Annotated in this window: 19 protein-coding genes; 5 read left to right on the top strand and 14 right to left on the bottom strand. The window is 70.4% G+C overall.

Annotation, left to right across the window (positions count from 1 at the left end; all coding sequences use genetic code 11):
* Positions 1-148 precede the first annotated feature (148 nt).
* From ABZY12_RS17515 to ABZY12_RS17480, 8 genes are all read right to left on the bottom strand, one after another.
* On the bottom strand, positions 149-553 hold the full coding sequence (locus ABZY12_RS17515; RefSeq protein ID WP_356891114.1) for a hypothetical protein: 405 nt from the start codon (positions 551-553) through the stop codon (positions 149-151).
* Positions 517-5,148, bottom strand: coding sequence for a putative T7SS-secreted protein (locus ABZY12_RS17510; RefSeq protein ID WP_356891112.1), 4,632 nt, complete (start codon positions 5,146-5,148; stop codon positions 517-519). The genes ABZY12_RS17515 and ABZY12_RS17510 overlap by 37 nt, the downstream gene beginning before the upstream one ends.
* Positions 5,148-5,795: a hypothetical protein gene (locus ABZY12_RS17505; RefSeq protein ID WP_356891110.1), complete on the bottom strand. Its 648-nt coding sequence runs from the start codon at positions 5,793-5,795 to the stop codon at positions 5,148-5,150. Before ABZY12_RS17505 ends, ABZY12_RS17510 begins: the two co-directional genes overlap by 1 nt.
* On the bottom strand, positions 5,792-6,241 hold the full coding sequence (locus tag ABZY12_RS17500; protein ID WP_356891108.1) for an SseB family protein: 450 nt from the start codon (positions 6,239-6,241) through the stop codon (positions 5,792-5,794). Before ABZY12_RS17500 ends, ABZY12_RS17505 begins: the two co-directional genes overlap by 4 nt.
* Before the next feature lie 247 nt (positions 6,242-6,488).
* Positions 6,489-6,647, bottom strand: a complete 159-nt coding sequence (locus tag ABZY12_RS17495) for a hypothetical protein (RefSeq protein WP_356891106.1) — start codon at positions 6,645-6,647, stop codon at positions 6,489-6,491.
* 26 nt (positions 6,648-6,673) lie between these two features.
* Positions 6,674-7,585 carry a hyaluronoglucosaminidase gene (locus ABZY12_RS17490; RefSeq protein WP_356891104.1) on the bottom strand — a complete coding sequence of 304 codons (912 nt, stop codon included), beginning with the start codon at positions 7,583-7,585 and terminating at the stop codon, positions 6,674-6,676.
* A 142-nt stretch (positions 7,586-7,727) separates the two neighbouring features.
* Complete coding sequence (locus ABZY12_RS17485) at positions 7,728-8,639, bottom strand: CopD family protein (RefSeq protein WP_356891102.1); 912 nt, start codon at positions 8,637-8,639, stop codon at positions 7,728-7,730.
* 77 nt (positions 8,640-8,716) lie between these two features.
* A complete protein-coding gene (locus ABZY12_RS17480) occupies positions 8,717-8,944 on the bottom strand; it encodes an EF-hand domain-containing protein (protein ID WP_356891100.1) in 228 nt (75 codons plus the stop codon).
* Between the two features lie 73 nt (positions 8,945-9,017).
* Between ABZY12_RS17480 and ABZY12_RS17475 the strand changes: the two genes are divergently transcribed.
* On the top strand, positions 9,018-9,656 hold the full coding sequence (locus tag ABZY12_RS17475; RefSeq protein WP_356891098.1) for a GNAT family N-acetyltransferase: 639 nt from the start codon (positions 9,018-9,020) through the stop codon (positions 9,654-9,656).
* A 118-nt stretch (positions 9,657-9,774) separates the two neighbouring features.
* Here the strand turns inward: ABZY12_RS17475 and ABZY12_RS17470 are convergent, their stop codons facing one another.
* The 6 genes from ABZY12_RS17470 to ABZY12_RS17445 all read right to left on the bottom strand — a co-directional run bounded on the left by ABZY12_RS17470 (position 9,775) and on the right by ABZY12_RS17445 (position 16,408).
* Positions 9,775-10,962: a YncE family protein gene (locus ABZY12_RS17470; protein ID WP_356891096.1), complete on the bottom strand. Its 1,188-nt coding sequence runs from the start codon at positions 10,960-10,962 to the stop codon at positions 9,775-9,777.
* A complete protein-coding gene (locus ABZY12_RS17465; protein ID WP_356891094.1) occupies positions 10,962-11,717 on the bottom strand; it encodes a polysaccharide deacetylase family protein in 756 nt (251 codons plus the stop codon). The genes ABZY12_RS17470 and ABZY12_RS17465 overlap by 1 nt, the downstream gene beginning before the upstream one ends.
* Positions 11,718-12,101: 384 nt before the next feature.
* A complete protein-coding gene (locus tag ABZY12_RS17460) occupies positions 12,102-12,605 on the bottom strand; it encodes an ATP-binding protein (protein WP_356891092.1) in 504 nt (167 codons plus the stop codon).
* A gap of 134 nt (positions 12,606-12,739) precedes the next feature.
* Complete coding sequence (locus ABZY12_RS17455; RefSeq protein ID WP_356891090.1) at positions 12,740-13,507, bottom strand: enoyl-CoA hydratase-related protein; 768 nt, start codon at positions 13,505-13,507, stop codon at positions 12,740-12,742.
* Between the two features lie 82 nt (positions 13,508-13,589).
* On the bottom strand, positions 13,590-14,858 hold the full coding sequence (locus ABZY12_RS17450) for an Ig-like domain-containing protein (protein WP_356891088.1): 1,269 nt from the start codon (positions 14,856-14,858) through the stop codon (positions 13,590-13,592).
* Between the two features lie 176 nt (positions 14,859-15,034).
* Positions 15,035-16,408 (bottom strand): Ig-like domain-containing protein, encoded by a 1,374-nt coding sequence (locus tag ABZY12_RS17445; RefSeq protein ID WP_356891086.1) that lies wholly within the window; start codon positions 16,406-16,408, stop codon positions 15,035-15,037.
* 73 nt (positions 16,409-16,481) lie between these two features.
* Between ABZY12_RS17445 and glgX the strand changes: the two genes are divergently transcribed.
* The 4 genes from glgX to ABZY12_RS17425 all read left to right on the top strand — a co-directional run.
* A complete protein-coding gene (gene glgX / locus ABZY12_RS17440) occupies positions 16,482-18,734 on the top strand; it encodes a glycogen debranching protein GlgX (RefSeq protein WP_356891084.1) in 2,253 nt (750 codons plus the stop codon).
* An 82-nt stretch (positions 18,735-18,816) separates the two neighbouring features.
* Positions 18,817-20,667 carry an ABC transporter ATP-binding protein gene (locus ABZY12_RS17435; RefSeq protein ID WP_356891082.1) on the top strand — a complete coding sequence of 617 codons (1,851 nt, stop codon included), beginning with the start codon at positions 18,817-18,819 and terminating at the stop codon, positions 20,665-20,667.
* Positions 20,664-22,532 (top strand): ABC transporter ATP-binding protein, encoded by a 1,869-nt coding sequence (locus ABZY12_RS17430; protein WP_356891080.1) that lies wholly within the window; start codon positions 20,664-20,666, stop codon positions 22,530-22,532. The genes ABZY12_RS17435 and ABZY12_RS17430 overlap by 4 nt, the downstream gene beginning before the upstream one ends.
* Positions 22,533-22,767: 235 nt before the next feature.
* On the top strand, positions 22,768-24,553 hold a 1,786-nt coding region (locus ABZY12_RS17425; RefSeq protein ID WP_356891078.1), incomplete at its 3' end, for a M4 family metallopeptidase.

The raw sequence follows: 24,553 nt of genomic DNA, 5'->3' as shown, positions 1-24,553 counted from the left end.
TGCGGTCTCGTCGGGATCCAGCAACGCGACGCGGACTCGGGAATGGCACCCTCGGCCAGATCGATTTCTACGACGGCGTTACGGCGGGTCCTGACCAGCTCGCTCGACCAACGTAGTCGCTCGCCCTCAACCGAGCACGTCTCTACGCTCACTCTGCCGTTCCGATATTCGCTCCCGTGATGCGCGAGGCGAATTCTTCCATGTACTCACGGTGTTCCACCTGGATAGCGGATTCCGGGATTTCCCCCAAGGGTGAGAGATCGACACCTTCTAGCATCCCGCACCCGTCGAGATCGGTCAGCGCGTGCAGGAGGGCCTCCAGAGCCACCCGGGACTCCTCGTGCGAGGCCAGCATGGCGATCAGGTCACCGGCCACTCTGGCCTGGGTGTCGGAGAGGAGGTTCACGAAGTCCTGTACGCGGTCGCTCGCCTCCGTACGCACCGCTTCATCGGGACTCAAAAGGTCCCGGAGGAAGTCGACGTAATACTTTCTTTCCATCCGTTTCATCTTCCAGATCAGTGCGGGTACGGTATTGGCAGATGACTGGGCCACGGAATGTGGGTATCGTTGATGGCCGCCTCATTATAGTTCGGACTGTTCGGGTTTCCGATCTTCGCGTGATATAGCGTGCCTGCCTCGTCCTGAAATTGGTGCCCGATCTGGATGCGGTAGATGGGACCGCTGCTGGCATTGGGGCCGGCGTGTGGGCCGAGGTCGGGCCCGTGAACACGCATACGCACCGTCTTACCCGTGACATCGTCCGTCCACTTCCACTTGATGCCGTGCTCGACACCACCCGGGATCGGCTTCCAAGGTTCCTGAACGGCGTCCTTCGGGATGATGCTGAGCGGGTTTGCATCCCCACGGAGGTCCCAGCCTCCACCCTCGATCCGGGGCGGACAGGGACCGAGCCCGAGCGGGTCGCTCCACGTGTGTGGATTGTGGACGTACGTGACCGGGTTGTCGGCCGGGGTAAGCCCGAGTGGGTCGGGGGTGAGGTAGCGGGCCGACTCTGGGTCGTAGTAGCGGAAGAAGTTGTAGTGGAGTTCCGATTCGCGGTCGAAGTACTGGCCCGGGAAGCGGAGCGGGGTGTATGCCGTCGCGTCGCGGGTCCAGGCGGTGGTGCCCCAGAGGTTGGTGCGCGTGCGCCAGGCCAAGGCGCCAGATTCGTCGACGAGTTCCGTCGGGGTGCCGATCAGGTCCGTGACGATGGCGAAGAAGCGGTCGTCGGTGGAGCCGTGACGACGTTCCGTCTGGGTCAGGGGACGCAGACCGGCGTGGTCCCAGGTGAGGATCGTGTCCTCGGTCGTCTGCTCGCAGAGGGTCGCCCCGTCCCAGACGAAGTGGACCGTCTCGAAAGGGGACTGCTTCGATATACGGCGGCCCAGAGGGTCGTACGCGTACCGCCAGACCGTTCCGTCCGGTGTCGTCACCGCGGTGAGGCGGTCCTCCGCGTCCCACTCGTAGCGCCAGGTGTCGGGCTTCCGGGAGAGACGGGTCTTCTGGCGCAGGACGATCCGGCCCTGGTCGTCGTGTTCGTAGCGGACGGCACCGGCGCCGGTGATCCGCGTGCCTTGGTAGGCGCGTGTGCCCGTCGCGGAGTGGGACGGGTGCGTGGCCGGCCAGGAGGCCTCCGTCTGGTTTCCGGCGTCGTCGTACGCGTACCGCTCCGTCCAGATCCGCGCGTGGACGGCCGTGACGCGGCCGGCCGCGTCCAGGTCGAAGCGGCGGGCGCCGGAGAGCGCGTCCGTGATGCCGATGAGTCCGCCGTCCGCACGGTAGGTGTACGTGCGGTGCTGCAGGCGGCGACCTGAGTCGGCGGTGACCTCCTGATCGGTGAGGCGGCCCATCGCGTCGAACGAGGAGGTCAGGACGGCGAAGTCGGCGACATTGCGGCTGGTTTCACGGCCGAGAACGTCGTGGGTGAAGGACAGCCTCCGGCCCGAGGACGTCAGTTCCGTACGACGGCCCGCTGCGTCGTACGACCACGCGCTCGTGGAACCGCCTGGAGTCGTCCGACCCGTTCTCCGCCCCACGGCGTCGTGTGAGAACGAGAGGGTGCGGCCGTTCACGGTCTCCGAGGCGAGGCGCCCGTAACGGTCCCGGAGACGCCCCAGTGTCGCATCCGGCCCGGTCGCTGCCGCCAGTTCGTCGAAGATGTCGTACTCATAGGTGCTGACCGCCCCTTCGGCGTCCTTGCGGACGATCCGGCCGAGGCTGTCGCGGTCGAACCGGATCGTCTGCCCCAGGCCGTTCGCGCGGGAGGCCAGACGGCCTGCCACGTCGTAGTCGTAGCTCAGCGCCCGACCGTCGAAGTCCGTCTCCGTGACCAGCCGGCCCGCCGCGTCGTAGGCGTATTCCCACGTCAGGCCCTGTGGGTTGGTCACCCGGGTCAGTCGCAGGTTCGTGTCGTGGGAGAACTCGTAAGTGACTCCGTCCGGGCCGGTGCGGGAGGTCAGTAGGTCGAAGTCGGTGTACGTGAAACGGGTCGTGGCGCCCATCGCGTCGGTGTGGCTGAGGCAGTTGCCCTCGCCGTCGTACGTCCAGGACTCCACCGTGCCGTCGGGTGCGGTGCGCCGGGACGGCCGACCCTCGACCGTCCACTCCATCCGGGTCTCCGCGCCGAGGGGGTCGGTGATCCGGACCGTACGGCCGAAGGCGTCGTGTTCGTAGCGGGTTGTGGCACCCAGCGGATCCGTGACCTCGACGGGGAGGCCCCGGTGGTCGAGGACCAGCCGGGTGGTGGCGCCGAGCGGGTCCGTCACCGAGGTGAGCCGGCCGACCGCGTCGTACGCGAACTTCGTCGTCGCGCCCGAGGCATCGGTCACCGACGTGCGGTTGCCGCGCTCGTCGAAGGTCTGGCGCGTGACGTTGCCGTCGGTGCCGACGATGCGTACCGGCATCCCGTCGTCGTCGTACTCCGCTCGCGCCTGCCGTCCGTCCGGGCGCTCCAGCACCGTCACGCGGCCGTGTTCGTCGTAGGTGGAGCGGCTGACGTGGCCCAGTGGGTCCGTCCGTGACAGCAGTCGGTTGTGGTGGTCGTACGCGAAGCGCGTGACCGCGCCCAGTGCGTCGATCTCGGCGACGACCTGCGCACGTTCGTTGATCAGATGGCGCTCGGTGTGCCCCATGCCGTCGGTGAAGGTGGTCAGGCGGAGCCCGGTCGTCGGGTCGACACCGTCCCAGGTGAACGTGGCTTCTAGGTGTCCGTTGGTGCCCGACTGGTAGATGCACCGGTCCTGGTCGTCGTAGACGTAGTCGAAGCGGCTGCCGTTGGTGTCCGTCCACGAGGTGATGCGGCCGTGCTCGTCGCAGCCGAAGCGCAGGGGACGGCCGGAGGAGTTGGTGACCTCGGTCAGGTGGCCGTCGGTGTAGCCGTAGCGCAGGATCTCCTGATCGGATCCGTCCGCCGCCGCTGCCGCAAGGTGGAGGGCGGTCACGCGGCCTTCGCTCGTGGTGAGCTTCAGGTGGTAGCCGCCGTGGTGAATGATCGACGTGGGAGTGCCCGCCGCGTCGTACTCGAAGGCGATCCAGCGGCCGTTGCGGTCGTCGATCTGGGCCAGGAGCGCGAGTTCGTCGCTGTGGTCGACGAAGTGCCAGACCCTGCCGGTGCCGGGGTCGGTGATGATGTAGCCGTCCTCGACCCGGTCCAGTGGCCACTGCCGTCCGTGGGTGGGCATGACCGGGACGCCGGGGGCGGGGTGCGGATAGGCGAGCAGGCTGCCCTCGTCACAGCTGAAGATCACACCCTCGGAATCGATCTCCAGCCGCTGGTCGACCGTCGACGACCACGCCGGGCCGAACCACCGACCCGAACGGCGTGAGGAGTCGAAGGTGCGCCGGAAGACGAGCGGCAGTGAGCCGGGCAGGGTGATGTCCGTCTGCGGCAGCAGCATGCGGCCCGTCGCGATGTCGATCGGGTCGTTCTTGCACGCCGTCTCGCCGCACGTCTTGCCGTTGCTGTGGGGATCCTTCTCGTGTTCCCCGCGGCTGCCGCCCGGTTTCCGCCCGTCGGGCAGGTGCTTGGTGCCGTTCATGCCGGCGCGCAGACCTCCCCTGACCACGCCTGCGCCCTTCGTCCCGATCAGCTCCGGTATGAGGCGGCCGAGGAACTCCGACGGGTCGCCCTTCGCCGCGTCCCAGGCGTTCTTCAGTGCCCTGTCCGGATTGGCCGCTGTGGACACCAGGCCGGCGAGGGTCATGTTGACGCCCTTGTAGAACTCCGCCGGGTGGGTCAGGTTGTACAGGTCCAGCGGGTTGACCGAGCGGACGAAGTTGACCAGACCCGCCGTGCCCTTGACCACACCGCCGCCGAAGTGGGCCAGCTCGAAGCCCTGCCCCAGGCCGTAGTCCAGCAACTCGAGCTTGGCCTTCTCGACTCCGGTCGGCTCTTTGGGCGCATGCGCGAGCGCGGCATGGACCGCTGCCCTGGCAGTCTCCGCGGCCTCCTTCCGCGCGGTCCGGGCGTCGGTCAGGATCTCCCGGGCGCGCTGCCGCTTGGCTTCGCCGGGGTCGGAGAACGTTCCGGGATGGGGCAGCGGGCTGTCGCTGTCGCGGGCGGCGTCGTAGGCTGCGGCCTTCTTGCGGTAGGCGTCGTCCGCAGCCTTGGAGTCCTTGTCGCCCTCGTTGTAGAGGGCGATCGCCTCACGCGCCTTACCCTGCGCACTCGTGATCGCGCTCGAGTACGTCTCCAGCGCCTTGGCCGCGTTCTCCATCGCGTCCGCCGCGTGCAGCCAGTCGGTTGGCAGGGTCTGGAACTTCTCCCGGAAGGCGTTGGCCGCCTCGCCCCTCCAATGGTCGGAGTCCAGCTTCTTCATGCCACCGCCGACCAGGTCGAACGCGCGTCGGAAGTCCCGCAGGTTCTTCACCGCGGAGGCGATCTTCTCCGGCTTGCCGTGGATCAGCTCGTTCGCTTCTTCCGTCTGCCCGAGCTGCTTCTCCCCGACCTCCGCACCGAGAGAGGAAGCAGTCTCGTCGCCCCAGTCCTCGACCGCGTCCGCCCAGTCGTGCGCGCCGACCTTGTCCAGGCCCTGGCCTGCCTTGTCGGTCGCATAGTCGACACCCTCGCCGACGATCTCCTTGCCCTTGTCGAGGCCCTGGTCGACACCGTCGACGATCTTGTCGCCCCACCCCCGCCAGTCCACCATCAGGGGTTCTCCCCCCAGCGCGGCTGCTCGGCCTGATCGATGGTCGCCTGGTCGGGACCGAGCATCTCCTTGAGTTCCTCATCCATCCCGTCACGCAGCTTCGCGTCCAGCACGCCCGAACGCTCCATCGAGTCGAGCATCGAGTCCTCAACGTCGTACGCGGTGTTCTTCCAGGTCTGCTTCACCTCGCCGTGCACCTCGGAGAACGACTCCGGGCTCCAGTCGGCGTTGTCCCACGTGTGCTGGTCACGAATGGTTTCCCAGCTCATCTGCTTGACCTCGTCCTCGGACAGATGCGGGTTCCCGTTGAGCGAGTTCACCCCGATCTTGAACGAGTCCTTGACGTACTGCTCCTGCTCCGCGAACGAGCCCGCCGACAGGCCCACACCCTGCGCAAAACCATTTCCTCGGAGAGTCAGTGCCCGTACGCCCCACTCCCACCGGTTGCAGAAGGTCTCGAACTCCGAAGTCAGACCGCTGTGTCCCAACTCCAACCCGGACAAGGCAAGATCGGAGAACCCGCGGCCCGCCGACGCCTCACCGATCAACCCGAGCTCCTTCAGCTCGGAATGCGCCAGGTTGATGCCCTTCACGATCTCCGCCAACGCCCCCGCCAGCGCCGCGAGATCGGGTTCCTCACCACTCACCGCGTCCCCGTTCCCCCGAGATCCACCGCCACCTCATCCGGGACGACGCCCGCCACCGGCGGAAACAGCATCCCGTCAGCACTGCCCGCGTCCAGAGCGACTCCGCCCGGACCGGGCAGCATCGGCACCATCACGTCCAGCAGCCGCGCACCCAGAATCGTCCGGTACGTCCACTCACGCCCCGCATCCCCTTGCGCGACCGCGAACCGCGCCAACGCCTCCTCGTCCGAGAACGCACAGATCCACCGCACCCCGTTGAAATCCGCCGTCCACAGACTCCCCTGCGCATCGAACGGCACCAGAACCGCGTTGCGCCGGAACTCCCCCAGCAAACGCGCGAACTCCCGGCGCGCCAACGTCACCTCGGCGGCCGCTTCCGGCTCCGACCGCGGTTCCGGCTGCGCCGCCGGAACCGACGCAGCCGCCAACTCAGAGAGGCTCGACACGTGTTGGCGCTTCCGTATGCCCTCCCCGTTCCCAGTCACTCAAGAATGCTGTCACGCGATCATTCCCGGTAGCAACGTAGAACTTAGACAGTCCCTGGTCAGAATGAAATGTCCCTGGAAGTCCCTGATGCGGCGACTCTGAGCCGAGAACTCAAGGAGACCGCGCGGGCGGTCCCGCGGTGAACATCATCGAGTGCTGAGGTTCTAGGACAAGCCCTGACCAGCGCGTTCGGCGCCTTCGGCTGGGTCAGGAGCCCTCCGTGGCGGGTGGCTCGGCGCCGAGGCTGAGTCGGCGGCGGAGTGCCTCGTTCTCGGACTCGAGGAGGGAGATGCGTTTGCGGGCGAAGTACAGCTCCATCACGGCGTCGTGGAATTCGGAGACCAGCTGCTCGGGGGTCAGTTCCATGGGTGCCTCGAAGACTCGGGTGCGGATCAGGCCGGCGCGATGACGGTGACGGAGCCGGCCGAGCCGCGCCACTTCAGGGCGCCGGCCTCGACGAACAGGACGCCGCCGTTCGACGGATTGGTGGTGGGCGGGGTGGTGGCGTTGCGGATCCCCACGACGCCGTCCCCACCGCCGTACGATTCGGCGCCGGCGACTCCGAACTGGGCGTTGTGAGCGGCCAGCGTCCCGCTGTTGAGGACCCGTACCTTCGCGACGCCCGCCCGGTCTCGCAGCTCCACCAGACGGCTGGCGGAGTCCGAGTTGGCCTGCATCAGCAGCCCGATCGCGGAGTCCCGCTGAGCGATCTCCACGCGGCCCCGGGGCGTGGCGCCGATCGGAACACCGATCCCCACCGCTCCCGTGCCCTTCACCACGAAGTCGTCCACGGCGTTGTTCCGCAGGGTGATGAGGTTGCCCTTCGTGGCCCCGGTGGTGTGGGTGACGAGGATGCCCTGTGCGGCCGTACCGCCCGACGCGTCCGTGACCCCCGTCGTCTCCAGGTAGATGGAGACCGCGGCGGCTCCCCCGTCGGAGGCGTCCGTATAGCCGCGGTGGGCGATCTTGAGCGTGCCCCGGGCCTTCTCCGTGCCGGACAGGTACATCGCCGAGTCGTCCGGGTTCTGGGAGACGACGTTCAGAGCGACGCCGTTCCCGGCCACTCCGTCCTGCACCACGGTCACCGCGTGCAGCTTCGACGTCGTCGCCGTGGACGTCGTCCGGAACGTCGAGGTGGCGCCGGCTTCGGTCCGGAAGCTCTGGGCCTTCACCTCGCCCGCGAAGGTCACGTCCTCCTCCGCCTGGCTGCCCGCCTCGGCCGCCGACGCGGTACCGGCCCCCGCCGCCACCGTCACGGCCCCCGCCGTGAACGCCCCCAGGAACAGCCTTCGCGTACTTGTCACGACGCCCCTCATCCCCACCCATGTGTTCGACAGAATCAGCACGGCACGGTACGCGGTCAAGGGCGGCCCGCGCCAGGGCGGGTCGGTGCGGCCGTCCGGTGTGCGCGAGAGGGGCCGTACCGCCATCCGTGTGACCGGGGGATCACGCGGGGCTGAGCCAGTGGGGGTCCGGCACCACCGTGAGCACCGCGGAGATCAGGACGATCGCGGCCAGCACCCCCAGCTCGATCCTGGCGGGTGCCTCGGCGTCACCGCCCCGGAGCATGCGCCGCCGGGCGGTCAGGGCGAGTGCGCTCGCCACGCCGAGCAGGGCGAGTTTGGCCAGCAGGACCCTGCCGTACGCCGTGGACAGGACGACGTCCAGGGGCAGGCGGCGCAGGGCCGAGAAGGTGCCGGTGACGACGAGGGCGGCGTAGAGGCAGGCCGCCGTCCGGGCGTAGCGGACGAGCACCTCGCGGCCGCCCCGCCGTATTCGCATGGTCCGCAGGACGTACAGCAGGGCGCCGAACCAGAGCGAGGCCGCCGTCAGATGGACGACGGTGAGCGAGACGCCGACCGCCGGGCTGTACGTCTCCGGGTGCGCGCGCAGCGCCTCGGCGCCGATCGCGGCGGCGAGCGGGAGGAGCGCGAGCGCGGGGCGGCGGCTCGCGGCGCAGAGGGCCGCGAGGGCGAAGGCGTTGGCGGTGACGAGGAGCAGCCGGCCCTCGCGCATGCCGTACACGGTGGTGAGGCCGAGGCCGCTGACGGCGGCGAGGAGCAGGAGCAGCGCGGCGGAGGCCGCGGCGCCGAGCAGTGCGGCGGCCACGGCCCAGCGGCGCGGCAGCGGGCCTTGGCCGGCCAGCCGGACGCCGGCGAGTTCGCCGAGGTGGACCGCGAGGGCGGCCAGGACGAACGTCCGCAGCAGCGTGGTGGTGCCCGCGGCGGGGATCGGGAGTTCTCCGGTGCCCGCCTGGGCGAATCCGGCGCCCAGAAGGGCGACGGTGAGGACGGTGAGCGCGGCGAGGACGGCCGCCGTCAGACGTATCGGGGTACCTATCGGTCCGGGAGGCGTCACCGGTCGATCGTCACCGAGGGCCGGACGGGCGGCAACTCACGTACGTACGCGCGAGCCGCCCGTCCCCGCCCGGCGGGTCAGGCCTGCGTGGCGCCCTTGTCGAGGTGCGCCCAGAACTCGTCCCACGAGAGCTTGCCGTCGGCGTTGCCGTCGCGCTGGTTGATCAGCGCCTCGGCGACCGTCTCGGTGACGTGGAAGTCACCCAGCTGCGCCATGACGCTCTTGTACTCGGCGGCGGTGATCAGGCCGTCCCCGTCCACGTCGAACCGCTCGAATGCCCTGCGTGCCGACTCGATGTCCGCCACTGTTTCCGCCCCTTCTCGATGCTTCGATGACGGGGTCAGATTATCGGGCCGTCGCATGGCGGATCATGGGGGTATGAGCAGCGATGTGGCGCGGATCCTGGCGGCGGCGGCGCGCGGGCGGTTCCCGCCGCCGGACGGGACGACGGCGGTGGTGCCGCAGCCGAACGGGAGGGACGCCGGAGTCCTCGCCTTCACGGCCCATTCGGTGGTCTTCACGGACGAGGACCCGCGGTGGGTGCGGGCCGAGCTGGCGGCCGCGTCGAGCGACCCGCTGTCGGCCTCGATGAACCCGGGGTTCCTCGCCGCCCTGATGCGGCGGACGGGCCGGCACATGAACACCATCGACCTGCTGACGGTCGCTCCGGCGCTGCCCGGCGAGCCCGAGCTGCCGCTGCGGGAGATCGAGGACCCGGAGCATCCCCGGGTGGCGCGGGCGATGAAGTTCCGTGACGACGTACGGGTGTGGGCGGCGGACGGCGGTGTGGTGATCCTGGGGCGGGGCGTGGCAGGGCGCTGGGAGGCCGCGATCGAGGTCGACGAGCGGGTGGGGCACCGCGGTCTGGGCCGGGCCCTGGCCCTCGCCGCCCGGCATCTGACCCCGGACGAGGTCGTCTGGGCCCAGCAGTCGCCCGGCAACGCCCGGAGCGTCCGCGTCTTCCAGGCCGCGGGCTACCGTCCGGTGGCCTCCGAGGCCCTCCTCGTCGCGGTCTGACCGCCCCGCGGAGACCCCCGGCGAGTGCCCCGAAGCGCGCGCCGGGGAAACAGGTCGCGCGGGTGCCCGCCCCCGGCGAGTGCCCCGAAGCGCGCGCCGGGGAACAGGGCCCCGGAAATCACCTGAAGATGCCGGTGTGGCCCAGCGAGTAGCGGCCCGGCTGGGGGTAGACCGCCAGGCCGTGGGGGCCGCTGCCGACCGGGATGCGGGCGAGTTGGCGGCCGGTCGTGGTGTCGATCGCGTAGACCTCGGAGTCGTAGCGGCCCGAGAGCCACAGCACCTTGCCGTCGGCCGAGACTCCGCCCATGTCCGGGGAGCCGCCGTCCGGCAGCCACCACTTCTTCGTCAGTTTGTTCCGCGCGAAGTCGAAGACGGAGATGGATCCCTCACCGCGGTTCGGTACGTACATCTCCTTGGAGTCCCGGGAGATGTAGAGGCCGTGGCAGCCCTTGCCGGTCGGCAGGAGGCTGGGGGTGGTGAACTTGTCGCCGTCGAGGACCCACATGCCGTGGGCCATCATGTCGGCGATGTAGAAGGTCTTGCCGTCCGGGGAGATCTTCACGTCCTGCGGCATCGCGCCCTCGAAGGGAAGCTTCTGCTGGCCGACGACCTCCATCTTCTCCGTGTCGACCTTCAGCAGTTCGCCGGAGAACTCGCAGGAGACGACGAAGTACCGTCCGTCGGCGGAGAAGTCGGCGTGGTTGACGCCGTAGCAGGAGACGGGGACGGTCTTCCTCCGCTCCATGGTGTGCGGGTCGCGGAAGACGAGTTCGCGGTCCAGGGACGCCATGACGACCGCGTACCTGCCGTTGGGCGTGAAGTAGAGGTTGTACGGGTCGTGGACCTCGACCGGATCGCCCGCGACGCCGGTGGCCGGGTTGATGGGCGTGAGGGTGTGGCCGCGGTTGTTGTTCACCCAGAGGGTCTTCATGTCCCAGGAGGGCACGACGTGTTGCGGCTGGATGCCGACCGGGATGGTCTCGATGACCTGGTACGTCGCCGGGTCGATGACCGAGACGGTGTTGGAGTTGGTGTTGGGGACGTAGACCCGGGACGGGAAGTTCTTGACCACCGGGGAGAGGTTGTTCGGCCGGTCGGCCGCGTACACGTCCTTGGGGTCGAGGACCGGCGGCATCCCGGGCAGGCCGGGCGGGGCGGCGCCTTTCGTCACGGCGGGGTGCGCGGCGGCCTCCTCGCGGGCTCCGCCCTGGGGTTCGGCGCCGGTGTCGGCGGTTCCGCAGCCGGCGAGCGCGGCGAGCAGCGCGGCCGCGAGGAGACTCTTCGAACGCTTGGTGAGAGGCAGCATCAGGTCAGCAGCTCCGTGGTGGACACCGCGCGCAGGCCGCGGCGGTCGAGGTCGGCGAGGAGGAGGGGCAGCGCGGCGACCGTGTCCGCGTAGCCGAAGTGCAGGCTCACCACTGATCCGTTGTGGATCCGCCCGGTGACGTTTGCGACGACGGCCGAGGCGCCGGGCGAGGTGAAGTCGAGGGAGTCGACGTCGTACGAGAGGACGTGCGGGTATCCGGCCCGCCGGGCCGCGCGCTGGACGGCGGGGGTGGCGTGTCGGGTGCGGGAGGGCCGGAACCAGGTGCCGATGGAGCCGGTGAGCCGGCGCAGCCGGGTGGCGCAGGCGCTGATCTCGGCGTACGCCTCCGTCTCGGTCATCGCGGTGATGTCGAGGTGGCGCTGGGTGTGGTTGCCGAGGTCGTGGCCGCCGTCGAGGATGCGGCGGGCGAGCGCGGGGTGCTGGTCGAGCCAGTCGCCCACGGCGAGGACGGTGATCCGGGCACCGGCTCCCTCGGCCTGGGTGAGCAGGGTGCGGGCGATGGCGGGGTCGCCCTGGCCGTGGAAGGTGAGGGCGACGCGGGGGCGGTCGCGGGGGCCGTGCGCGATCTCGGTGGGGTGGCCGGGGAAGCGGCGCGGGAACGGGGCGGCGGCGGGCGCGGGCACGGGCGGGGTGTGCCGGGGGCGGGGTTCCGTTCCGCAGGCGGTGGTGAGGGCTCCGGCGACGGCGGCGGCCGTACCGGCCCGCAGTGCGGTGCGGCGGTCGGTCAGGATCACCCGATTATTTAAAGGCCGGTATGCCCAAGAAGTGATGATTGAGCCATATCAGGACGTTTGCATGGCACCCTCGCCCGTCCAGCATGCGGGACGACTCGATGAATCAATCAGTGAAGCCCATATTTATTCATAGTTTACAAGGTGAGTGCTCTAGGTCACCAAGGATTCATCTGCGATATGTCCCGTTATGGCGATGTTTACCCCTGGAGGGACTTTTGGCGGCAAGGCCCCTTGTCTGCGATAGTCGGAGCCACGACCCCCATTGACCCGGGCCAGGTCGTCCAAGCGGCCGTGGATACACCCCCCTGATCCACGGCGCTCCCCATAGAAGCCCCTCGGCGCCTCATCACGGCGGACAGGGGCTTCTGTGCGTCCGGGCCACGCTCAGCGGTCGCTCACCCTCATCTCGAACCAGGTGGTCTTGCCGCGCGGCTGCAGGTCGACGCCCCAGCGGTCGGAGAGCTTGTCGACGAGGAAGAGCCCGCGGCCGCTGATGTCCATCTCATGGACGGGCATCAGACAGGGCAGCCCGCGCGAGGGGTCGCGCACCTCGATCCGGATCCAGCCGCGTCGGCGCAGCAGGCGCAGCGCGAAGACGCGCGCTCCGGTGTGACGGACGGCGTTGCCGACGAGTTCGGAGACGAGGAGCACGGCGTGCTCGGCGATCTGGGGGGCCAGCGCCCACTGGCGCAGGACGACGCACTGGGTGAGACGGCGGGCGACGGCGGCGGATTCGGGCCGGGACGGCAGCCGCACATCGTCCTCCGCCGGATTGCCGTACAACTCCAGCGCTTCGAGGGCCTCTTCGTCCTCGGCGGCCGGTACCCACCGTGCGGCGGTCGCCCCGCCGTGCTGCCGCGGCTGTTCCATACCTTCCAGGCCCGCCATGCCCCCATCATGGCCGCACCGACGGGCCCGCGTGGCCGTTCCGCGGGAATCGGTCCCCCGGAATCGACAATTCCGGGGGATTCGCTTGGCATATGCCAGAGGCGGGGCGCCGGTCCGGAAGCCCCGCCGCCGGGTCAGACGAACTTGGCCTTGCCCGGGCCCTCTTCGACGAAGCTGCGCATCCCGCGCTCCCGGTCCTCGGTCGCGAACAGGCCGGCGAACCAGTTGCGTTCGATCGCCAGACCGGTGTCGATGTCGGCCTCCAGGCCCTGATCGACCGACTCCTTCGCGGCCCGCAGCGCGAGCGCCGGTCCCTGGGCGAGCTTCGCGGCCCAGGCGTGCGCCTGCTCGTACACCTCGGCGGCCGGGACGACGCGATCCACCAGTCCGAGCGACAGGGCCTCGTCCGCCTTGACCATCCGTCCGGTGAAGATGAGGTCCTTGGCCTTCGAGGGGCCGATGAGACGGGAGAGGCGCTGAGTGCCACCCGCGCCCGGGATCAGACCGAGCAGAATCTCGGGCTGGCCGAGCTTGGCGTTGTCGGCGGCGATCCGGTAGTCGGCGCAGAGGGCCAGTTCGCATCCGCCGCCGAGGGCGTAGCCGGTGACCGCGGCCACGACCGGCTTGGGGATGCGCGCGACGGCGGTGAACGAGTCCTGGAGCGCGCGTGACCGCTTGACCATGGCCGCGTGGTCCATAACCTGCATCTCCTTGATGTCCGCGCCGGCCGCGAACACCTTCTCGCCGCCGTAGAGGATCACGGCCCGCACGTCGTCGCGGTCGGTCGCCTCGGCGGCGAGTTCCCGCAGCCGGTCCTGGGTGGCGATGTCGAGGGCGTTCATCGGAGGGCGGTCGAGACGGATGGTGCCGACGCCTTCGGCGACTTCGAGGTTCACAGTCATACCCCGCAGGTTAGTGGCCGTTAACGAGACGGGGCCCGGTGCCGTTGGTCACAGCACCGGGCCCGCCCTCAGTCGCGTACGACTACTTGATCCACTCCGACCAGTCCATGTTCCAGCCGTTCAGGCCGTTGTCCGGCTTGATCTGCTTGTCCTTGGAGTTCTTCACGATCACGACGTCGCCGATGAGCGAGCGGTCGTAGAACCAGGCCGCCGGGGTGGAGCTGTCGCCGGCGCCGCGCGCGTCGCGCAGACCGACACAGCCGTGGCTGACGTTGGCCGAACCGAACGTCCCGGACGAGGCCCAGTAGTTGCCGTGGATGAAGGTGCCCGAGGTGGACAGGCGCATGGCGTGCGGCACGTCCTTGATGTCGTACTCGCCGCCGAAGCCGACCGTGGCTCCGTTCATACGGGTCACCTTGTACTTCTCGCTGATGACCATCTGACCGTTGTACGTGGTGGTCGACGGGGCGCCCGCGGTGATCGGGATCGTCTTGATGATCTTGCCGTCGCGCTCGACCTTCATCGTCTTGGCCGCGGCGTCCACGGTCGAGACCTGGCGGCGGCCGATGGTGAAGGTCACCTTCTTCTTCTGCTTGCCGTAGACGCCCGGACGGCCCTCGACGCCGTCCAGGTTCAGCTCCACGGTCACCTTGGTGCCCGCGGCCCAGTACTTCTCCGGACGGAAGTCCAGCCGGTCGTTGCCGAACCAGTGGCCCTCGACGGGCACCGACGGCTCCGCGGTCACCTTGATGGCCTTCTCCACGGCCTCCGGGTCGGTGATGCCCCGGGTGAAGTTGATGGAGACCGGCATGCCGACGCCGACGGTGGAACCGTCCTCGGGCGTGTAGTGGCCGATGAAGGTGTTCTTCGGGACGAGGGTGGTGAAGGTGGTGTCCTTCGCCGACTCGCGGCCCTCGGCGTCCTTCGCGATCGCGTGGACCTTGTACTGGGTGGCGGCGGCCAGGTGGCCGACGGGCTGCCAGCTCGTACCGTCCGCGGCGATCTCGCCCTCGACCTCGGTGCCCTTGGAGTCGGCGACCGTGACCGTGGTCAGCTTGCCCTGTTCCGCCGTCACCTTCAGCGCGCCGGAGGTGGCGACCGACTCGGCGCCGTCCTTCGGAGCGATCGTCACGACCGCCTGCGACGCCGTGGTCTCCTGCTTTCCGCCGCCGTTCCGCGCCGGATCCTGCCCGCCCTTGTCCCCGCCTGCCGGGTCCCCGCCCCCGCACGCCGTCAGGACGAGAAGCAGGGCGCCCACGGCCACGGCCTGCAGACGCGCGGCCCCGCCACGTCCACGGCCCCTTCGCCGCGTAGCCCCGACCGATGCCCCCGATATCGGCTGCCCGTTCACAATGGTTCGTCTCCCCTCGCACGGCCTGGCCACGCCACGCCCGCACCCCCGCGCGCGTCCTCCGCGCACACGGCGTTAGATAATCACACCGCAGGACACGAAAGTTCCACGTGAATGTCACCGTTCAGTCCCAGTTGTGCGCGGGCGGTGCAGGTCAGCGAGGGGATGACGGAGTCTCACCGCACGGCGGAACCGGCCTTCCACTGGTTCCACTCCATGTTCCAGCCCCCGAGGCCGTTGTCGGGAGCCACCTTTCGGTCACGGGAGTTGACCACTTCCACCACGTCGCCGATGAGCGTCCGGTCGAAGAACCAGCCGGCCGGGGAGTCGGAGCTGCCGCCCTTCACATCCCGCAGACCGACACAGCCGTGACTGACGTTGGCGGAACCGAAGGTGTCCGCCGAGGCCCAGTAGTTGCCGTGCAGGAAGGTGCCGGACTCGGTGAGCCGCATGGCGTGCGGCACGTCCTTGATGTCGTACTCGCCGCCGAAGCCGACCGTCCGGCCGTCCATCCGGGTCACGTCGTACAGCTCCGTGACCACCATCCTGCCGTTGTACGTCGTCGTCTTGGGCGCCCCGGCCGTGATCGGCAGGGTCGCCAGGAGCTCGCCGTCCCGGCGCACCTCCATGGTGTGCGCGGCCGCGTCGACCAGGGAGACCTGCGACCGCCCGACGGTGAACCCGACCTTCTTGTTCTGGATGCCGTACACCCCGGGAGCGCCCTCGACATCGCGCAGCGCGAGCTCGACGGTGACCTTCGTCCCGGGCTTCCAGTACTCGGCGGGGCGGAAGTCGAGCCGCTCCTTGCCGAACCAGTGGCCGGCCACCTCCACCGGCGGGTCGGAGGTGACCCTGATGGCCCGCTCGACCGCCGCGCGGTTCTCGATGGGCCGGTTGAACCCGAAGGAGACGATCATTCCGGTGCCGACCGTGGAACGGTTCTCCGGCTTGAAGTAGCCGATGAAACGGTGCTCGGGGACGGCCGTGGTGAAGGTGGTGTGCCGGGCGGAGCGCCGGCCGTGCCCGTCGAGCGCCACCGCGTCCACGCTGTACTTCGCGGCCAGCGCGAGCCGGGTGTCCGCGCGGGGCCGCCAGCGCAGCCCGTCCGCGCTGATCTCGCCGGGCACCTCGGCCCGCTGGGCGTCCTCGACCCGCACGACCTTCACCCGTTCGAGCCGGCCGCTGTCCACCCTCACCTCGATCGGGCCCTCGGCCGGCACGGCCCGGCTGCCGTCCTCCGGGCTGATCCGGATGACATCGCCCGGCGCCCGGGCCTTCCCCGGCAGTGATACGCCGAGACCACCGCCATCACCGTTCCCGGTGCAGCCCGCGAGCCCGGCCACCAGTCCCGCCGCCGCCAGGGCGAGCACCGCACCGGCCCCCGGGCTCTTCCTCCGGGTCTTTCCGGGTTCGCGACCCGGAAGACAGGCCCACACCCGCTTGAGTACGTGTTTCACGACCGGCCCAACGACGGCCACCCTCCAGGGGAAACGTGCGTGCGGGTCATGTTGGGAGTGCGGCACTCCGGGCAGAACAGGTGGGAGGACCATGTGCGGGAGGCCGCGGCCGGGACGCCGCGCTCCGGACAGCACGGGGCCCGACGAGCCGCGGGAGGCCGGACAGGTGTCGAGCGCAGCCGAGCAGGAGGCGGTACAGGAGGACGGGTCGCGGAAGGGAGCGCGGCCCTCCCCTGTCGTGGAGCGGCCCTCCCCCGTCGCGGAACGGCGCGGACCGGCCGTGTGGCCGGGTGCGCCCACCCCGTTGGGGGCGCGCTGCCGCGTCGGCCCCGACGGGGTGGCGGGGACGAACTTCGCGCTGTGGGCCGGTGGGGCGGAGGCCGTCGAGCTCTGCCTCTTCGACGCCGACGGCGCCGAGAGACGGCTGCCGCTGACCGAACTCACTCATGAGATCTGGCACGGTTTCGTGCCGGGGGTGAGGCCGGGTCAGCGGTACGGGTACCGGGTGCACGGCCGCTGGGACCCGTGGACCGGAGCCCGCTGGAATCCGGCCAAGCTGCTCCTCGACCCGTACGCGCGGGCGGTGGACGGCGAATTCGCGCTGCCGGCGGAGGTGTACGGGCACGTCCGGGACTGGCCGCAGCAGCATGTGGCCGACACCGTGCGGGACGACCGGGACTCGGCGCCTTTCGTGCCGAAGGGGGTGGTGGTCCAGGACGACGACGACTGGTCCGACGACCGCCGGCCGAAGACCCCGTGGCCGGACTCGGTCATCTACGAGCTGCATGTGAAGGGCTTCACCCGGCTCCACCCCGGCATCCCCGAGAAGCTGCGCGGCACGTACGCGGGGCTGGCGCATCCGGCTGCCGTCGAGCATCTCGTACGGCTGGGGGTGACGGCGGTCGAGCTGCTGCCGGTGCACCAGTTCGCGCACGAGGACCATCTGCTGCGGCGTGGCCTGCGCAACTACTGGGGTTACAACTCCATCGGCTATTTCGCCCCGCACGCGGGCTACTCCTCGTCCGGGACGGCGGGGCAGCAGGTCGGTGAGTTCAAGCGGATGGTGCGGGCGCTGCACGGCGCCGGGATCGAGGTCATCCTCGACGTGGTCTACAACCACACGGCGGAGGCGGGCGAGCTGGGGCCGACGCTGTCGCTGAAGGGCATCGACAACCGCGGCTACTACCGGCTCCAGCACGACGCCCGCCGGTACGCCGACTACACCGGCTGCGGCAACACCCTGCACGTCGTCCAGCCGCAGGTGCTGCGGCTGATCACCGACAGCCTGCGCTACTGGGTGACGGAGATGGGCGTCGACGGCTTCCGCTTCGACCTGGCGGCGGCGCTCGCCCGCTCGATGCACGACGTCGACATGCTCTCCCCGTTCCTGGCGGTCATCGCGCAGGACCCCGTGCTGCGGCGGGTCAAGCTGATCGCCGAGCCGTGGGACGTGGGCAACGGCGGCTACCAGGTCGGCGCGTTCCCGCCGCTGTGGACGGAGTGGAACGACCGCTACCGCGACGCCGTCCGCGACTTCTGGCGCGGCGCGCTGCCGGACGTACGGGATCTCGGCTACCGCCTGTCGGGCTCCAGCGACCTGTACGCGTGGGGTGGCCGGCGGCCGTACGCCTCGGTCAACTTCATCACCGCGCACGACGGCTTCACCCTGCGGGACCTGGTGACGTACGAGCGGAAGCACAACGAGGCGAACGGCGAGGGCAACCGGGACGGCACGAACGACAACCGGTCCTGGAACTGCGGGGCCGAGGGCGAGAGCGGCGATCCGGAGGTGAACGCCCTGCGCCTGCGGCAGCTGCGCAATCTGCTGACGACGCTGCTGCTGTCGACCGGGGTGCCGATGCTGGTCGCGGGCGACGAGATGGGGCGCACGCAGGGCGGCAACAACAACGCGTACTGCCAGGACGACGAGACGAGCTGGCTGGACTGGTCGCTGCCCGAGGACCCCGGCCGGCGCGGTCTGCTGGAACTGACCCGCCGGCTCCTCGCGCTGCGCCACACCCACCCGGTGCTGCGCCGCCGGGCGTTCTTCTCCGGCCGCCCGCAGGGCGCGGACGGGCTGCGGGACCTGGCCTGGTTCACGGCGGACGGCGCTGAGATGACCGAAGAGGACTGGTACGCGCCCAGGGCCACGCTCGGCCTGTATCTGTCGGGCCGCGACATACCGGGCCGGGACGCGCGGGGCGGCCAGATCACGGACGACAGTTTCCTGGCGGTGCTGCACGCGGGGGCCGAGCCGGTGGAGTACCTGCTGCCGGGACCGCCGTGGGCGGAGACGTACGAACTGGTCCTGGACACCACCGCGGAGGACCAGACCCGGGCGCCGGGGACCGTGCACCGCGCCGGGGAGCGGGTGACGGTGGGAGCGCGGTCGGTGGTGCTGCTGCGGGTCGGGGGGTGAGGGGCGCCGACCGATCCGGGTGGGGGCGGAGGCCGGAAAACCACGTGAGGGTTGTCAGGGGTGAACCGTAGGCTCGGGCCTGATGCCTGAAGAACCCACACCCTCCCAGGATTCCGCCGACGGTTCCGCCGACCGCTCGGCCGTGCGCGCGCTGTTGCGCCTGTGGCCCTATGTGCGTCCGGTGCGGGGGCGGTGGGCAGCGGCCGCCGTGGTCGCGATCGTCGCCTCGTGTCTGTCCCTCGTCATTCCGCTCGTCCTGAAGTGGATGGTGGACGGGCCCATCACCGCGGGCGAGCCGGGCGGGGTGTGGCTCGGCGCGCTGTATCTGCTGCTGCTCGGCATCGCGGAGGCGCTGCTCTTCGGCTTCCGTCGCTGGCTGGTGGCGCGGCCGCTGGCCGGGGTGGAGGCGCGGATGCGGGCGGATCTGTACCGGCACCTCCAGCGGCTGCCGATCGCCTTCCACGACCGGTGGGCCTCGGGGCAGCTGCTGTCGCGCGGCACGACCGATCTGATGCTGGTACGGATGTTCCTCGCCTTCCCGTTGACCTTTCTGCTGGTCAACGGGGTGACGATTCTGGCCGGTTACATCCTTCTGCTCGCCCAGGACTGGACGCTTGGCCTGGTGCTGCTGACTCCGGTCGTGCCGCTGGTGATCCTCTGCTCCGTCTTCGAGAGCAAGTACGCCGTGGTCGCCCGGCGGGCGCAGGACCAGGTCGGCGATCTGACCACGGTGGTGGAGGAGAGCGTTCTCGGCATCCGTGTCGTCAAGGGCTTCGGCCGCCATCGCAGCCAGGCCCTCGCCTTCCGTGCGCTGGCCGAGCGGCTGCGCTCCACGGAGCTGGTCAAGGCGCGGCTGCTGGCCGGGATCTGGGCGCTCATCACGATCCTTCCGGAGCTGGCCATCGGCGCCGCGCTCGTCCTCGGCACGGTCCAGGTCGCCGACGGCGAGCTGTCGGCCGGCACGCTGGTCGCCTTCCTGTCGACGGCGCTCGCGCTGCGCTGGCCGGTGGAGTCGATCGGCTTCCTGCTCGCGATGAGCCAGGAGGCGGCGACCGCGACCGAGCGGTACTTCGAGGTGATGGACGAGCCGGAGGAGTCCTCGGGGCCGGGCCGGGAGCGGCGGTCCACGGGGGTACGGGACGGCGTACGAGACGGGGCGCGGGACGGCGTACGGGACGGCGTACGGGACGGGGTGCGGTTCGAGGGCGTCTCGTTCCGTTACCCGGACGCGCCCGACGACGCCCCGCCCGTGCTCGACGGGATCGATCTGCACATTCGGCCCGGCGAGACGCTGGCCCTGGTCGGCGGGACGGGTTCCGGCAAGACGACGCTCACCGCCCTCGTACCGCGGCTGCACGAGGTGACGGCCGGCCGGATCCTGCTCGACGGCGAGGACATCACGCTGATGGAGCGCGAACGGCTGCGCGCACTGGTGTCGGTGGCGTTCGAGGAACCGACGCTCTTCTCGGCGAGCGTCGGCGAGAACGTCCTGATGGGCGCGGCGGCGGGGGCCGGTGAGCCGGAGCTGCGGCGCGCGCTGGAGGTCGCCCAGGCCGACGGCTTCGTCGCGGCGCTCCCCGAGGGCCCCGACACGCAGGTCGGCGAGCAGGGTCTGAGCCTCTCCGGCGGTCAGCGTCAGCGCCTGGCCCTGGCGCGGGCGGTGGTCGGACGGCCGCGCTTCCTGGTCCTCGACGACCCGCTGTCGGCGCTGGACGTCCACACGGAGGCGCTGGTGGAGGCGGCGCTGCGGGACGTGCTGCGCGGGACGACCGCCCTGGTCGTGGCACACCGCCCGTCGACCGTCCAGCTCGCGGACCGGGTCGCGCTCCTGTCCGGGGGCCGGATCGCGGCGGTGGGCACCCATCACGAACTGCTGCGCGGCAACGCCGAGTACGCCTGGCTGATGTCCGGCGAGGAGGACGAGGAGCGATGACGGACGCGACGCCGAGCGCGGCGAAGGCGGGGCCTGCGGCGAGTGCGGCCGGGACGGGGGAACCGGGCGGCGGTGACCCGTTCGACCGGGACGATCTGCCCGCGGCCCCCGGGGCGACCGGGGCTCTGCTGCGGTCGCTGCTCTCCGCCCACCGGGTGCGCGTCGGCGTCGCCGCGTTCGTGCTGCTCCTCCAGCAGGCCGCCGTACAGGCCGGTCCGCTGCTCGTCGCGTACGCCATCGACAGCGGCGTCCCGGCCTTCCGGAAGGGGGACCACGGCCCCCTCGCCGCCGTCGCCTTGGGCTACCTCCTCTGCGCGGCCGGCGCCGGGCTCCTCCAGTACGCCTTCGTCCGCGGTGCCGCCCGGGTCAACCAGGACGTGCTCCTGGACCTGCGCGGCCGGATCTTCCGCCACGCCCAGCTGCTGAGCCTGGACTTCCACGAGCGCTACACCTCCGGCCGGCTGATCTCCCGCTCCACGACCGACGTGGAGTCGCTGCGCGAGCTGCTCGCCGAGGGCCTCCAGGAGCTGATCGGCGTCGTCCTCGCCTTCGTCTCGATCTCGGCGATGCTGCTCTGGCTGGACCTGGGCATCGGAGCGGTGGCCGTCGCCTCCTTCGTACCGCTGTATCTGCTCGTACGGCTGTACCAGCGGCGCGCCGCCGTGGTCTTCGCCGAGCGGTCCACGGCGATCGCGAGCGTGATCGTGAAGTTCGCGGAGACGATGAACGGGATCCGGCCGGTGCGGGCCTTCCGCAGGGAGCCGGCCAACGACGGCGAGTTCGCGGCGCTCAACCACCGGCACGAGCGCAGCAACGGCGACGCGCTCCTCGAGATGGCGCGTTATGTCGTCGGCTCTCGGCTCGTCGCCAATACGGCGGTGGCCGGAATGTGTCTGTGGGGCGCGTACCGCGTCGCCGACGGGACGCTGGCGCTCGGGGTGCTCGCGGCGGCGGTGCTGTACATGCGGCGGCTGTACGACCCGATCGACCGGCTGGGCATGTTCCTCAACTCCTACCAGTCGGCGGCCGCCTCGCTCGGCAAGATCGCGGGCCTGCTGGCCCAGGAGCCGGGCGTTCCGGAGGCCGCCGCGCCACGGGAGCTGCCGGCCGCCCGGTCCGGGATCCCGGGGCGGGAGGTGGTCTTCGAGGGGGTGCGGTTCGCGTACCGGACCGGTGGCGAGGTGCTGCCCCGCTTCGATCTGACCATCCCGGCGGGGCAGACGGTCGCGGTGGTCGGCTCGACGGGCGCGGGCAAGTCGACGCTCGCCAAGCTCCTCGCCCGCTTCTACGACCCGACGGAGGGGCGGGTGCTGCTCGACGGGGTCGATCTGCGCGAGCTGGCGACGCCCGAACTGCGGCGCGGTGTGGTGATGGTGACGCAGGAGGCGTTCCTCTTCTCCGGGACGGTCGCGGAGAACATCGCGATCGGGCGGCCGGACGCGACCCGGGAGGAGATCGAGCACGCGGCGAAGGCGATCGGCGCGCACGACTTCATCGCCGGGCTTCCGGACGGGTACGACACGGACGTACGCAAGCGGGGCGGGCGGATCTCGGCGGGTCAGCGGCAACTGGTCGCGTTCGCCCGGGCGTTGCTCGCTGACCCGGCGGTGCTGATCCTGGACGAGGCGACCAGTTCGCTGGACGTGCCGGGCGAGCGGGCGGTGCAGCGGGCGATGGACACGGTGCTCGCGGGGCGCACGGCCGTGGTGATCGCGCACCGCCTGTCGACGGTGGAGATCGCGGACCGGGTCCTGGTGATGGAGGCGGGGCGGGTGGTCGAGGACGGTTCGCCCGCGGCGCTCGTGGGCGGGGAGGGCCGTTTCGCGACCCTTCACCGCGCGTGGCGCGACAGCCTGGTGGGCTGACGGGGGCAGGGGCTCGCGGGCCCGTGCCGTGCGGCGAAACGTCCGCTCAACGAACACGGCCTTTCGGACAGCGGACGATTTCCGGCCAACTTCTTGACGCGCTCCTGACACGGGGTGTTCATGACTGCCACTCTCTCCCCGGCTCTTCGCATCACCGTTCGCGCACCAAAGCTCTGTTTGCTCTGCCCGTTCGACCCACCCAGTCGACCGGTACCCCCCTCGCAAAGGAGTTCGCGTGAGATCCACGCCAAGCCGTCGCGCCACCGCCACCGGCGCTCTGATCGCCGCCGCCGCCATGCTCGCCGTGGGCGTGCAGACCGGTGCCGCCACCGCCGACGAGGGCCGGGCCATCGCCCCCAAGGCGCAGTCGGGCAGCCAGGCCGACCCCGGCAAGCTGCCGGCCGAACTCTCCCCCGCCCAGCGCACCGCGCTCATACGGGCGGCCGACGCGGACAAGGCGGCGACCGCCAAGGCCCTCGGCCTCGGCGCCCAGGAGAAGCTGGTCGTCCGTGACGTCGTCCAGGACCGCGACGGCACGACCCACACGCGCTACGAGCGCACCTTCGCCGGACTCCCCGTCCTCGGCGGCGACCTGATCGTCGCCGAGAGCAAGGCCGGACAGACGCAGGGCGTCACCAAGGCGTCCCGCGCGGAGCTGAAGCACGTCGATGTGAACGCCGTGACCGTCGCTCCGGCCGCCGCCGAGAAGCAGGCGCTGGCGGAGGCGAAGGCGGAGGGCGCGGACAAGGCCACCACCGAGCACGCCCCGCGCAAGGTCGTCTGGATGGCGCAGGGTTCGCCCGTCCTCGCGTACGAGACCGTCGTCGGCGGCCTCCAGCACGACGGCACCCCGAACGAGCTGCACGTCGTCACCGACGCGAAGACCGGCAAGAAGCTGTACGAGTGGCAGGCCGTGCACACCGGCACCGGCAACACGCAGTACGCCGGCCAGGTCACCCTCGGCACCAGCGGGACCGGCCCGTTCACGCTGACCGACGCCGCCCGCGGCAACCACCGGACGTACAACCTCAACCGCGGCACGTCCGGCACCGGAACGCTCTTCTCCGGCTCCGACGACGTGTGGGGCGACGGCACCCCGCAGAACCTGGAGACCGCGGGCGCCGACGCGCACTACGGCGCCGCGCTCACCTGGGACTACTACAAGAACGTGCACGGCCGCAACGGCATCCGGAACGACGGTGTCGCGCCGTACTCGCGGGTCCACTACGGCAACGCGTACGTCAACGCCTTCTGGCAGGACTCCTGCTTCTGCATGACGTACGGCGACGGCGCGAACAACACCAAGCCGCTCACCTCGATCGACGTGGCCGCGCACGAGATGACCCACGGCCTCACCTCCAACACCGCCCGCCTGGTCTACAGCGGTGAGTCCGGCGGTCTCAACGAGGCCACCTCCGACATCTTCGCGGCGGCCGTCGAGTTCCACGCCAACAACGCCCAGGACAAGGGCGACTACCTCGTCGGCGAGAAGATCGACATCCGGGGCAACGGCACGCCGCTGCGCTACATGGACAAGCCGAGCAAGGACGGCTCCTCCAAGGACGCGTGGTACTCGGGCATCGGCTCGATCGACGTCCACTACTCCTCCGGCCCGGCGAACCACTGGTACTACCTGCTCTCCGAGGGCAGCGGTGCCAAGACCGTCAACGGCGTGAACTACGACTCGCCGACCTCCGACGGTCTGCCCGTCACCGGCATCGGCCGGGACAAGGCCTCGCTCATCTGGTTCAAGGCGCTCACCACCAAGTTCAGCTCGAACACCAACTACGCCGGTGCCCGCACCGGCACGGTCGCGGTGGCCACCGAGCTGTACGGCGCGGGCAGCGCCGAGGTCAAGGCGGTCGAGCACGCCTGGGCCGGCGTCAACGTGGGCTCCCGTCCCGGCGGCGACCCCGGCACCGGCAAGGTCTTCGAGAACACCGCCGACGTGTCGATCCCGGACAACGGCGCCGCGGTGACCTCCACGGTCAACGTCACCGGCATCACCGGCAACGCGCCCT

Origin of the sequence: Streptomyces sp. NPDC006551 (assembly GCF_040611675.1) — a bacterium.
In the GTDB taxonomy this organism is placed as follows: domain Bacteria; phylum Actinomycetota; class Actinomycetes; order Streptomycetales; family Streptomycetaceae; genus Streptomyces.
The sequence above is the reverse complement of the archived record's forward strand: the minus strand, read 5'-3'. Positions and strand labels throughout refer to the sequence as shown.